The organism is Schumannella sp. 10F1B-5-1 (genome assembly GCF_006517535.1).
Classification (GTDB): Bacteria; Actinomycetota; Actinomycetes; order Actinomycetales; family Microbacteriaceae; genus Schumannella.
In genome coordinates this window covers 1-10,812 of sequence record NZ_VHQH01000035.1, presented here as the reverse complement: position 1 = coordinate 10,812, position 10,812 = coordinate 1, and the positions used below count along the sequence as shown (strand labels likewise).

The following is a 10,812-nucleotide window of genomic DNA, read 5'->3' as shown; positions in this document are numbered from 1 at the left end:
ATCAGCCGACTGACACCAACGTCATGACCGAGTACAGCTAGACCCGCAGATAGCGGCGGATCGCGACGCTCGACGCGATCGCCGCCAGCAGCGCCCCGCCGACCAGCAGCACCGGCACCACGGCGGCCGCCGCATCCATGCCGATGAAGGCCGTGCCGGTCAGCTGATCGGCCAGATAGCCCTGCACGAAGAACTTCACCAGCAGCACGACCGCGCCGCCGGCCAGCAGCGATCCGACGAGCGCGGCGATCACCCCCTCGAGCACGAAAGGCGTCTGGATGAAGCGGTTCGATGCGCCCACCAGGCGCATGATGCCGAGCTCGCGGCGACGCGAGAACGCGCTCAGGCGGATCGTCGTGGCGATCAGCAGCACGGCCGCGACGAGCATGAGCGCGGCGATCCCGATCGCCGAGTAGCTGGCCGCGTTGAGGATCGCGAAGATCGGCTCGAGATAGGTGCGCTGATCGACGACCTCCTCGACGCCCGGCTGGTTCGTCAGGCTGTCGATGATCACGTCCGACTGGTCGGGGTTCTTGAGGTTGAGCCAGTAGGTCTCCGACAGGATGTCCGGGGTCACCAGGTCGCTGACCGAGGAGTCCTTGAACTGCTCTTTGAAGTTCTTGAAGGCCTGCTCGTGGTCTTCGAAGTAGAAGTCCTTGATGTAGGGCTTGAGCGTCTCGCCGTCGAGCTGCTGCTTGACCGACGCGATCTGCTCCTCGGTCGCCGCCTGCTGGGCGCAGTTCGGCTCCGACGAGATCTCGGTGCAGAGGTAGACGGCGACCTGGGCGCGGTCGTACCAGTAGCCCTTCATCTGCCCGATCTGCAGCTGCATGAGCATGGCGGTGCCGACGAAGGTCAGCGAGATGAACGTGACCAGCACGACGCTGATCACCATCGACACGTTGCGGCGCAGGCCCGATCCGACCTCCGCGAAGACCAGTCCGAGTCTCATCGGCCCTCCTCCGGCTCGCGCAGCTCGGGTCGCTCCCCGCTGCTGCCGCGCTGGATGGGCAGGGTCGAGGTGGCGCGCGACACCGCCTCGGCGAGGGCCTCGGCGGCCGTCATGGGGGCGCCGTCGCGGCGCGGGGCGGGCTGCTCGGCGGCCTGCTGCGGGGCCGCGGCGGCGGGCTGCTGCTGCGCGGCGGCGGGCGCGGCCTGCCGCGTCGCTGCGGCCGGGCGCGGCGCGAACTGCGGCTGGGTCTGCGCCTGCGCCGCCGCCGGCGCGGGAGCGCTCGACGGCGTCTCGATATCGGGGGCCTCGGTCACGGCGACCGGGCGCGGCGCGGCGGGCGCCGCATCCACGGCCGGATCGGCCTCGACCGACAGCGTCGGCAGTGCGCCGGTCATCGCCAGCTCGTAGAGCTCCTGGTCGTTCTCGAGCGCCTGGATCGGCACCGCCTGGGTCTGGTAGCCGCCCTCGCGCTCGTCGCGCACGATGCGGCCGGCGACGAGCTCGATCACGCGGCGCTGCATCTGGTCGACGATGCCCGCGTCGTGCGTGGCCATGAGCACGGTCGTGCCGTTCGCGTTGATCGCCGACAGCAGCGCCATGATGCCGGCGCTCGTGGCCGGGTCGAGGTTTCCGGTCGGCTCGTCGGCCAGCAGGATCGCCGGCTTGTTGACGACGGCGCGCGCGATCGCGACGCGCTGCTGCTCGCCACCGGAGAGCTCGTGCGGCATGCGGTTCTGCTTGCCGGCCAGGCCGACCAGCTTCAGCACGTCGGGCACCGCCTCCTGGATGAAGCCCTTGCTCTTGCCGATCACCTGCAGCGTGAAGGCCACGTTGTCGAAGACGGTCTTGTTGTGCAGCAGGCGGAAGTCCTGGAACACGACGCCGAGGTTGCGGCGGAAGTACGGGACCTTGCGGTTGGAGAGCGTGTTGAGCGTCTGCCCGAGCACGTGGACGCGCCCCTTCGAGGCCCGCTCCTCCTTCAGCACGAGGCGCAGGAAGCTCGACTTGCCGGAGCCGGAGGCCCCGACGAGGAAGACGAACTCGCCCTTGAGGATCTCGAGGTTCACGTCGTCGAGGGCGGGACGCTTCTGTCCCCGGTAGGTCTTGGTGACCGCGTCGAATCGAATCATGGCGGGTTCAGGCTAGGCACCCATCCGGCGGATGCGGGCCGCGACACCCCCGACGCGCCGACTCCCAGCCCCGAGTGGGGGCCGTGGCGCGCCAAGCGACGGCGGAGCTGAGTCGGACTCGCCGACGGGGCCGGGATCGGGGGTGCCGAGCGGGCAGGATGGACGGGTGGATGCGCCCCGCCCCTCCCCCACGCTCGCCCTGCTGCTGCGCGCTCGCGCCGCCGAGCTCGAGCTCGCGCGCGTGTTCGATCCGCACGGGCTGACCGTGCGCAAGCACGGCGTGCTGCGCGCCATCGCCGCGACACCGGGGCTCTCGCCGCGCGAGCTGGCGCGCCGCGCGAACATCGACGTGCACGGCGTCGCCACGCTCGTGCGCGCCCTCGTCGACGCCGGGCTGGTGCGCCAGCGCGAGCCGCGCAGCGTGCACACCCCCTTCTACGCGACGACCGAGCGCGGCGACCGGGCGCTCGCGCGGATCGACGCCGAGCTGCAGCGGCTCGACGTCGAGCTCTTCGCGGGCGAGGACGGCGGCGCGCTCGCCTCGGCGCTGCTCGTCGACGCGCAGACGCCCGAGCGGGAGCCGCAGGACTGAGCGGGGCCGGGCGGGCGGAGCCGGCGACCGGGCCGGCGTCGGCGGACTGGGCGCGGGCTGTGAGCTGTCCATCCACTGAGCGGAGGCACCCTCCGCTCGTCTAGCGTCGGCCGCATGACACAGAAGACCTGGTTCATCACGGGCGCCTCCAAGGGCTTCGGCAAGGCGTGGGCGACCGCCGCCCTCGACCGCGGCGACCGCGTCGCGGCGACCGCCCGCACGCTCAGCGATCTCGACGACCTCGTGCAGCGCTTCGGCGACGCCGTGCTGCCGCTGCAGCTCGACGTGACCGATCGCGCGGCCGACACCGCCGCCGTCGACCGCGCCCATGCGCACTTCGGGCGACTGGATGTGATCGTCAACAACGCCGGCTACGGCCACTTCGGCTTCGTGGAGGAGATCACCGAGGAGGAGGCCCGCGCGCAGCTCGAGACCAACCTGTTCGGCGCGCTCTGGGTGACCCAGGCGGCGCTGCCGCACCTCCGGGCCCAGGGCTCGGGCCACATCATCCAGGTGTCGTCGATCGGCGGCATCTCGGCGTTCCCCCTCGTCGGCATCTACCACGCCTCGAAGTGGGCGCTCGAGGGCCTCAGCCAGTCGCTCGCGCAGGAGGTGGCGGGCTTCGGCATCCACGTGACCCTCGTCGAGCCGGGGGCGTTCTCGACCGACTGGTCGGGCCCGTCGTCGCGCCGCTCGGCGGAGCTGCCCGACTACGCCGAGCTGCACGCGCAGGTGCTCGAGAGCCGCCGCTCGCGCACGGCCGACCCGGGATCGCCCGAGTCGTCGGCGGCCGCGCTGCTGCGCATCGTGGATGCGGACCAGCCGCCGCTGCGCGCCTTCTTCGGCGCCTCGCCGCTCGCGATCGCCGAGCGGGACTACGCGTCGCGTCTGGAGAACTGGCGCGCGTGGCAGCCGGTCGCGCTGCTCGCGCAGGGCGGTGAGGGCTGAGCTGAGCGCGTCGGCGGCGTCGTCGGGGCGCCGCGACTCGGATGCCCGCCCGCATGTCGGTGGCGGCGTCGGGGCGCCGCGGCTCGGGTGCCCGCCCCGCATGTCGGTGGCGGCGGGCATCCTGAGGGCATGAAGGCGATCCTGGTTCCCGGATTCTGGCTCGACGGCTCCTCGTGGAGCGACATCACCCCCGCTCTCGAAGCGGCGGGGCACGAGGTGCAGGCGGTGACGCTGCCCGGGATGGGCGACGACCGCGATCGCGCCGCCGAGGTGACGCTCGACGATCAGGTCGCGGCCGTCGTCGAGCTGGTGGATGCGGCGGCCGCCGACGGCACGCCCGTCGCCCTGGTCGGGCACAGCGGCGGCGGCACCGTGATCGGCGTCGTGACCGACCGACGCCCTGAGCTCGTGGCGCGTGCGGTGTACGTCGACTCCGGTCCCCTCGGCGAGGGCGGCTGCATCAACGACGACCTGCCGGTCGTCGACGGCGTCATCCCGCTGCCCGACTGGGGCTTCTTCGACGACGAGGAACTGACCGGCCTCGACGAGGCAGCACTCGCCCGCTTCCGCGACCATGCCATCCCGACGCCCGCGCACGTCGCGAACGACGCCGTGCATCTCGGCGACGAGCGCCGCTGGAACGTGCCCTCGGTCGTGATCGCGAGCACCATGTCGTCAGACCTGCTGACCCAGCTGATGGGTCAGGGCCACCCCTACGTGCAGGAGATCGCGAAGACGCGCGACGTGCGCTTCATCGACGTGCCGACGGGGCACTGGCCGCAGTTCAGCCGGCCCGCGGACCTGGCGGCGGCGCTGGTCGACGCGCTCGGCTGAGCCGCCGCGCTCAGCCGACAGCGGGCTCAGCCGACGGCGCGGATCAGCTCACGACGCCGCTCAGTTGACGACGCCGCTCAGCTGACGACACCGCTCAGTCGTCGTCGTCCTTGCGCTTGCGCCAGCGGATGCCCGCCGCGATGAAGCCGTCGAGCTCGCCGTCGAAGACAGTGGTCGGATTGCCGACCTCGAAGCCGGTGCGCAGATCCTTGACGAGCTGCTGGCCGTAGAGGAAGTACGAGCGCATCTGATCGCCCCAGCTGGCCGTGATCGTGCCGGCGAGCTCCTTCTTCTTCGCGGCCTCCTTCTCCTTCTGCAGCAGCAGGAGTCGGGTCTGCAGCACGCGCATGGCGGCGGCGCGGTTCTGGATCTGCGACTTCTCGTTCTGCATCGAGACGACGATGCCGGTCGGAATGTGCGTCAGGCGCACGGCGGAGTCGGTCGTGTTGACGCTCTGACCGCCGGGGCCCGAGGAGCGGAACACGTCGACGCGGATGTCGCCCTCGGGGATGTCGACCTCGACGGCCTCCTCCATCACCGGGATGACCTCGACCGCGGCGAAGCTGGTCTGGCGCTTGTCCGCCGAGCCGAAGGGGCTGATGCGGGCCAGACGGTGCGTGCCCGCCTCGACGCTCAGCGTTCCGAAGGCGTAGGGAGCCGTGACCTCGAAGGTCGTCGACTTGATGCCCGCGCCCTCCGCGTAGGAGGTGTCCATGACCTTGACCGGGTAGTCGTGCTTCTCGGCCCAGCGCAGGTACATGCGCATGAGCATCTCGGCGAAGTCGGTGGCGTCGTCGCCGCCGGCGCCGGAGCGGATCGTGACGACCGCGCCGCGCTCGTCGTACTCGCCGTCGAGGAGGGTCGTGACCTCGAGGTCGCCGATCGCCTTCGTCAGGGCGGCGAGCTCGCGCTCGGCCTCGGCGGCCATCTCGGCGTCGTCCTCGGCCAGCTCGGCCGCCACCTCGAGATCGTCGAGTCGACCCTCGATGTCGGTCACGCGCTTGAGCTCGGCCTGGCGGTGGCTGAGGGCGCTCGTGACCTTCTGCGCATTGTCGGTGTCATCCCAGAGATCGGGGGCGCCCGCCTGCTCGCTGAGCTCGGCGATCTGCTTCTGCAGGTCGTCGACGTCGACCACCGCGCTGATGTCGGCGAAGGTGGCCCGCAGCGCGGCGATCTGTTCGGGGAATTCAGGAGCGATCATGGCCGCATCAGCCTACCCGCGCGGCGGCGACGGGCGAGACGCGCGTAGCCTCGGGGACGAGATGACCGAGACGACGACCGAGTCCGCGTTCCGCTGGCGCTCGGTGCTCGTGGTCGCCCTGCTGCCGACCGTGCTGTTCTCGATCGGCGAGGGCGCCATCCTGCCGATCATCCCGGTCGTCGCGCAGGACCTCGGCGCCCAGCTCGCCCTCGCCGGCCTCATCGCGGCCATGATCACGCTCGGCACGCTGCTCGGCGACCTGCCCAGCGGCGCGATCGTGGCCCTGATCGGGGAGCGCCGCGCCATGATGGGCGCCGCCGTGCTCGCGGCGGCGGGCGGCGGAATCGCCCTGCTCGCGCGGTCGCCGTTCGTGCTCGGCATCGGCATCCTCGCGATCGGCATCGCGACCGCCGTATTCGCCCTCGCGCGTCACGCCTTCATGACGAGCTTCGTGCCGATCCGCTACCGCGCCCGGGCGCTCTCGACGCTCGGCGGCACGTTCCGGTTCGGCTACCTGATCGGTCCGTTCCTCACGGCCGCGATCATCCACCTCACCGGCATCGCCGCCGCGGCGTTCTGGATCCACCTCGGATGCTGCCTCGCGGTGCTCGTGCTGCTGCTCGTCACGCGCGACCCCAGCGAGACGGTCGCCGCGGCGCGCCGCGAGCACCGCATCCGCGCCGGCGGGCCGGTCGAGACCGGCGCAGTCGAGCTGGCTCCCGAGGGGCTGTTCGCGACGCTGCGGCGCTACCGCCGGGTGCTGCTGTCGCTCGGACTCGGGTCGATGCTGGTCGCGGCGCTGCGCGCGAGCCGCCAGGTGATCCTGCCGCTGTGGGCGGTGTCGATCGGGATGCACGAGGCCGACGCCGCGATCCTGATCGGCGTCGCCGGCGCCGTCGATTTCGCCCTGTTCTACGTCGGCGGCCAGATCATGGACCGCTTCGGCCGGCTGTGGACGGCGGTGCCGTCGATGATCGGGCTCGGCCTCGGTCACCTCGGGCTCGCGCTGAGCGCGCCGTTCGGCTCGCCCGTGTGGTGGTTCACGGCGGCGGCCATGCTGCTCGCGGTGTCGAACGGCATCGGGTCGGGCATCCTCATGACCCTCGGCGCCGACCTGGCGGATCCCGCCCGTCCGGCGGCGTTCCTCGGGGCCTGGCGCTTCTGCAACGACAGCGGCGGAGCGGCCGCGCCGCTGCTCGTGTCGGGCATCACCGCACTGGCGGGCCTGCCGCTCGCGGCCGCGGTGATGGGCGTGCTCGGACTCGTCGGCGCCGGCGTGCTGCGCGTGTTCGTTCCGCGGTACTCGACGCGGCGCTGACGCACCGAGTTCAGACCCCGGGTTCGGCCTCGGTCTCTGACGCGGCGCGGTGACGTCGCGCGCGTTCGAAGTGCTCGGCGCGGCGGCGACCCGCCGTGAGCAGGATGAGCGCCGCGGGCACGGTCGCGAAAGCGCCGACGAGCGTGCCGAAGGTCGTCCAGGCGAGCACGGTCCAGGCGGTGAGCGCGAGGGCGATGACGGCGACGCGGAACAGCCAGCGCCGACCGGTGAGCGCGAAGGCCAGCAGCGCGCCGAAGACGACCAGGGAACGCACGATCGGCTCGACCGGGGCCAGCGGGCTCTGCGATCCGGTGAGCGCGAAGGCCAGCGCGGCGGCGAGCAGCACGGCGCCGCCGGCCACGACGCCGTTCGCGACCAAGGGTGCGGGCGGGCTCGGCGGGGGCGTGAACGGCCGCGGGCCGCTGCGGGCGTCGAGGTGCGCGATCAGCACGCCGCGCGCCTCGGTCAGCGCGGCCAGGTCGGGCGGCGGCTCGGGCGCGCGGGCGGTCGAGGAGCCGTTCGCGGCGGTCGCGGCGGCGGCCGCTGCCTCCTGCTCCGGATCCGCGGGCGCCGTGTCGCGGGCGGTGAGGCGCGTGCTGGTGGTCGCCGGGTCGGCGGGCGGATGCGCGTCGGGGTGCATCGCGCGTGCCCGTGCACGGAAGGCGTGGTCGATCTGCGTCCGACTCGCGTCGGGCGCGCATCCCAGCAGCTCCGACGCGGTGCGCACGTCCACCGCGTCAGGATACGGCGGGGACGAGCACCGTGGCAGGGGCGATCACCGAGGGCGATTCAGTCGAACAACTCCGGCGGACAAGGTCTCGATCCGCTCGGCCTGCGTCTTGCTGGCGCCTCCGGCGGTTCGAGGGGATCGCGTGCTCGGTTCAGCCGTAGACCGCGCGGGCGCGCGCCGTCACCTCGATGCGCACCCCCTCGGGCACGGCGAGAGTGAGGATCGGCGGTCGCCAGTAGCCCGAGACGCGCACCTCGGCGCTGCGCCCGTCGAGGGTGCGCGCGTTCTCGAGCGCGAGTCCCTCGATCCGGGCCGGCGCCGCGTCGAGCGCGTCCTGCGCCGCTGATCGCACGGCGTCGTCGTCGAGCCGAGGGCCGGTGCGGTCGGCGCCGGGGGCCGCATCCAGGTCGAAGGACTCGGCCGCCGCGAGTGCGGCGCCGTCGGCGACGGTGAACAGCCGCTTGCGCTCGAGGTAGAGCGAGCTCGCGGCGGTGACGACCAGCACGACCGCCAGAGCCAGCGCGCCGAAGGCGGCGATGAGCGGGAGCGTCGAGCCGCGGTCGTCGACCAGCCGGCGTCGCAGAACCTCACGAGCGCAGATGCGGAGTCGTATCGGGAATCGTGCCGCCGACCGCGAGCGAGCGGGGCGCGCCCTCATCCCTGCGCTCCGCGGAATCGGGAGACCGGCTGGGTCGCCGACGCGTCCATCGGCACCCCCGTCGGCGCCGCGGCGTCGACCGCGGTCGGGAGCAGCGGCAGCGCGACCGTCACGGCGACGCGCACGGTCACCGATCCGCCGCGCGCGAGGCAGTCGTCGGGATCGGGTGCGCACGTCACGGCGACATCGGCGGTGTCCGCGTCGACCCCGTAGTCGGCGAGCCCGACGCGCACCGCTCGATCAGCCGCGGCCGCGGCATCGTCGACGGTGTCGGCGCGCACGTAGACGCGCGCGGCCTGTCGCGCCGCGCCCTCCGTCGCGTAGGCGCCCGCCTGCAGCTGGGCGAGCGCGATCACCAGGTAGACGGTCGGGATGAGCAGCAGCAGACCCGCGGTCAGGAACTCGAGGGTGGCCGAGCCCTCGTCGGCGCTCAAGCGCGCTCGGAGCCCGGACGCCGGCACCTGCCCGGGCCGCTCACACGTCCTCGATGGCCGCATGACCCGACACCTCCAGCGAGCTCGGGATGCCGATGAGGCCGATCACGGGCAGCGGCGCTCGGACTGTCACGATCGCGACCGGCTGCCCCTGCCACTCCCCCGTGTCGGCCGCGACCTCGACGGCGTACCCGTCGCCGAGTGTCGCCGCGATGAGGTCGCGGGTGCGTTCGACGCCCGCGTCGGGACCGACGTCGGCAAGCGATGCCTGCCGAGCGCCCTCCGCCGCCGCATCCAGCACCGTGTTGCGCACGAACAGCGCCAGCGCGAGCTGCAGCACGGCGAGGGTCACCAGGGCGAGCAGGGCTCCGACGAGCACGAACTCGGCCGGAGCCGAGCCGCGGTCGTCGATGAGCCGCACGGCGGGCGCCCGAGGACGACGACGCCGCCGCTCGGCGAACGGATCGCGCATCCTCGCCTCAGAAACCGGTGACGCGCGCGATCGCGCTCTCGAAGATCGATCCGAGAGCCGGCCCAGCGAGCCCCCAGACCACGATGACGAGACCGGCGGTCATGAGCGTGATCAGCACCCAGCCCGGCACGTCTCCGCGCTCGTCGCGCAGCCGTTCCGGCGCCGCGGCGACGAGACGGTCGAGTCGGGAGCGGAGTGAGGCGGTGATCCGGCGCATGCGGCTATCGTGCGCCGATCGGCGCGAGGGCGTCGCGAGTTGTCCACAGGGTGACGCGAGACCCGCGACGACGCACCGGACCGATACGCCGAGCTGACACACCGGGTCACGAGATTGCGTGGAGCATTCTTCACGACTACACCTGGAGGCGGGGTCGAGATCAGGCGGCCCTCGACGGCCGCGCCGGACTCGAGCTCCGGCGCGGCCGTTCGCGTCTCTGACGTGCGCTGCGTGCCCGGCTGCAGGAACGCGTCGCGTGCCCGGGCGCTGGAATGCGGCGCGCTCGGGGCCGGTTGGCGTGGGCATGACGACGTTCGGAATCATCGGAGCAGGCAACATCGGCAGCCAGGTCGCCCGCGCGGTCATCGCGCAGGGCCACGAGGTCGTGATCGCGAACTCCCGCGGACCCGAGACCCTGGCGGCGCTGGTGTCCGAGCTCGGCCCCTCGGCGCGCGCCGCGACCGCGACCGAGGCCGCCGAGGCGGCGGAGGTCGCCGTGGTGACCGTGCCGCTCAAGGCGTACCGCGACATCCCCGTCGAGCCGCTGGCCGGCAAGATCGTGCTCGACACGAACAACTACTACTGGGAGCGCGACGGCCGCATCCCCGAGCTGGACCGCGGCGAGGCGACGACCTCGGGGCTGCTGCAGCAGCACCTGCCGGCCTCGACGGTCGCGAAGGCCTTCAACCACATCGGCGCCGCCGAGATCACGACGACCGGCTCGCCTGCCGGCACGCCCGGTCGGCGCGCACTCGCGACCGCGAGCGATTCGGACGAGGCGATCGCCGTGGTGACCGACCTCTACGACCAGCTCGGCTTCGACACGGTCAGCGTCGGCCCGCTCTCCGAGTCGTGGCGCGTCGAGCGCGACCGCCCGGCCTACGTGATCCGCCAGAACGCCGACCAGCTGCGCGCGAACCTCGCGGCGGCCCCGCGCACGATCTGAGGCGTCAGCGCGACCGAATCCAACCAGCGGCGACAAGGGCCAGGCCCAGAACGGATCCGCAGATCCCGATGAAGAGGAACGTCGCAGTGCTGGGAACGTCGAGCAGCACCGCTCCGGCGATCATCAACAGACCGCCGGCGATGCAGAGCAGACCAGCCGACAGGAGTCGGTTGCTTCGGAGTCGATCCACCAGCTGAGTATCCCTCCAGAGAGGCGGACTCAGAACCCGAGCTGCAGCACGAGGATGCCGAGTCCAGCCCGTGTGGCCTGTATTTCTGAGCCTGAAGTGACTCGGGCCCGGTAGCAACTTGACCTGTCCCGGGTTCTGTGGAGTGTTGTGGTGTGATCATGCCGCGGTTGCGGCGGGGTTGTGAAGGGTT

14 protein-coding genes are annotated in these 10,812 nt (G+C 72.3%); 5 read left to right on the top strand and 9 right to left on the bottom strand.

Going from position 1 to position 10,812, the window contains the following annotated elements; all coding sequences use genetic code 11:
• Positions 1 to 37: 37 nt before the first annotated feature.
• Positions 38 to 952 (bottom strand): permease-like cell division protein FtsX, encoded by a 915-nt coding sequence (ftsX, locus tag FJ658_RS05640; protein ID WP_141144411.1) that lies wholly within the window; start codon positions 950 to 952, stop codon positions 38 to 40.
• Positions 949 to 2,082, bottom strand: a complete 1,134-nt coding sequence (gene ftsE / locus FJ658_RS05635) for a cell division ATP-binding protein FtsE (protein ID WP_141144410.1) — start codon at positions 2,080 to 2,082, stop codon at positions 949 to 951. The genes ftsX and ftsE overlap by 4 nt, the downstream gene beginning before the upstream one ends.
• 166 nt (positions 2,083 to 2,248) lie before the next feature.
• Between ftsE and FJ658_RS05630 the strand changes: the two genes are divergently transcribed.
• The 3 genes from FJ658_RS05630 to FJ658_RS05620 all read left to right on the top strand — a co-directional run bounded on the left by FJ658_RS05630 (position 2,249) and on the right by FJ658_RS05620 (position 4,456).
• The gene (locus FJ658_RS05630; RefSeq protein ID WP_181408338.1) at positions 2,249 to 2,674 is read left to right on the top strand and encodes a MarR family transcriptional regulator; all 426 of its coding nucleotides are present in this window, start codon (positions 2,249 to 2,251) and stop codon (positions 2,672 to 2,674) included.
• A 114-nt stretch (positions 2,675 to 2,788) separates the two neighbouring features.
• Positions 2,789 to 3,622 (top strand): SDR family oxidoreductase, encoded by an 834-nt coding sequence (locus FJ658_RS05625; protein WP_141144408.1) that lies wholly within the window; start codon positions 2,789 to 2,791, stop codon positions 3,620 to 3,622.
• A 129-nt stretch (positions 3,623 to 3,751) separates the two neighbouring features.
• Positions 3,752 to 4,456: an alpha/beta fold hydrolase gene (locus FJ658_RS05620; protein ID WP_141144407.1), complete on the top strand. Its 705-nt coding sequence runs from the start codon at positions 3,752 to 3,754 to the stop codon at positions 4,454 to 4,456.
• A 94-nt stretch (positions 4,457 to 4,550) separates the two neighbouring features.
• On the opposite strand, the gene prfB is transcribed toward FJ658_RS05620, so the two are convergent.
• Positions 4,551 to 5,657, bottom strand: coding sequence for a peptide chain release factor 2 (prfB, locus tag FJ658_RS05615; protein ID WP_141144406.1), 1,107 nt, complete (start codon positions 5,655 to 5,657; stop codon positions 4,551 to 4,553).
• Positions 5,658 to 5,718: 61 nt separating this feature from the next.
• Here prfB and FJ658_RS05610 point away from each other — a divergent pair, with 61 nt between their 5' ends.
• Positions 5,719 to 6,975 carry an MFS transporter gene (locus FJ658_RS05610; RefSeq protein WP_141144405.1) on the top strand — a complete coding sequence of 419 codons (1,257 nt, stop codon included), beginning with the start codon at positions 5,719 to 5,721 and terminating at the stop codon, positions 6,973 to 6,975.
• Between the two features lie 10 nt (positions 6,976 to 6,985).
• Here FJ658_RS05610 and FJ658_RS05605 read toward each other — a convergent pair whose 3' ends face one another.
• The 5 genes from FJ658_RS05605 to FJ658_RS05585 form a co-directional block, all read right to left on the bottom strand.
• A complete protein-coding gene (locus FJ658_RS05605; protein WP_141144404.1) occupies positions 6,986 to 7,708 on the bottom strand; it encodes a hypothetical protein in 723 nt (240 codons plus the stop codon).
• A gap of 148 nt (positions 7,709 to 7,856) precedes the next feature.
• On the bottom strand, positions 7,857 to 8,363 hold the full coding sequence (locus FJ658_RS05600; RefSeq protein WP_141144403.1) for a pilus assembly protein TadG-related protein: 507 nt from the start codon (positions 8,361 to 8,363) through the stop codon (positions 7,857 to 7,859).
• Positions 8,360 to 8,797 carry a hypothetical protein gene (locus FJ658_RS05595; RefSeq protein ID WP_255447583.1) on the bottom strand — a complete coding sequence of 146 codons (438 nt, stop codon included), beginning with the start codon at positions 8,795 to 8,797 and terminating at the stop codon, positions 8,360 to 8,362. Before FJ658_RS05595 ends, FJ658_RS05600 begins: the two co-directional genes overlap by 4 nt.
• A gap of 40 nt (positions 8,798 to 8,837) precedes the next feature.
• Positions 8,838 to 9,269 carry a TadE/TadG family type IV pilus assembly protein gene (locus FJ658_RS05590; protein ID WP_141144401.1) on the bottom strand — a complete coding sequence of 144 codons (432 nt, stop codon included), beginning with the start codon at positions 9,267 to 9,269 and terminating at the stop codon, positions 8,838 to 8,840.
• A 7-nt stretch (positions 9,270 to 9,276) separates the two neighbouring features.
• On the bottom strand, positions 9,277 to 9,486 hold the full coding sequence (locus FJ658_RS05585; RefSeq protein ID WP_141144400.1) for a hypothetical protein: 210 nt from the start codon (positions 9,484 to 9,486) through the stop codon (positions 9,277 to 9,279).
• Positions 9,487 to 9,742: 256 nt separating this feature from the next.
• On the opposite strand from FJ658_RS05585, the gene FJ658_RS05580 reads away from it, so the two are divergent.
• Positions 9,743 to 10,432 carry an NADPH-dependent F420 reductase gene (locus tag FJ658_RS05580; protein WP_255447582.1) on the top strand — a complete coding sequence of 230 codons (690 nt, stop codon included), beginning with the start codon at positions 9,743 to 9,745 and terminating at the stop codon, positions 10,430 to 10,432.
• A 4-nt stretch (positions 10,433 to 10,436) separates the two neighbouring features.
• Here the strand turns inward: FJ658_RS05580 and FJ658_RS05575 are convergent, their stop codons facing one another.
• Positions 10,437 to 10,622, bottom strand: coding sequence for a hypothetical protein (locus FJ658_RS05575; protein ID WP_141144398.1), 186 nt, complete (start codon positions 10,620 to 10,622; stop codon positions 10,437 to 10,439).
• Positions 10,623 to 10,812 lie beyond the last annotated feature (190 nt).